The organism is Bacillus sp. SIMBA_031, assembly GCF_046535225.1.
GTDB lineage: Bacteria > Bacillota > Bacilli > Bacillales > Bacillaceae > Bacillus > Bacillus velezensis.
In genome coordinates this window covers 1-250 of sequence record NZ_JAWRXC010000514.1, presented here as the reverse complement: position 1 = coordinate 250, position 250 = coordinate 1, and the positions used below count along the sequence as shown (strand labels likewise).

General features: G+C 63.6%; 1 protein-coding gene. It reads left to right on the top strand.

Features of this window, described 5'->3' with window-relative positions; translation table 11 throughout:
• On the top strand, window positions 1-197 hold a 197-nt coding region (locus SB724_RS21205; RefSeq protein ID WP_410572976.1), incomplete at its 5' end, for a hypothetical protein.
• Window positions 198-250 lie beyond the last annotated feature (53 nt).

The window sequence follows — 250 nt, the reverse complement described above, 5'->3', positions numbered from 1 at the left end:
CGAAGATCCAACTCGCGGAAATGATCGCTTCGATCCGCCGCGCAGTGCCGGACGTGCCGGAAGACGTGCTGAACAAGCTGCCGCTCGAAAAGCTCGGCGTGCTGAGCGCGTTTATCCGCGGCATGTTCGACCCCGATGCGACTGACGTCGAAGGCGCCGGGCCTGCCGGCGACGCCGAAGGCGACGCAAAAAAGTAAGCGCAGCTGGGGAAGGCAAGCCCGATGAACTCGACTTCGGGCTCGTCTTCACC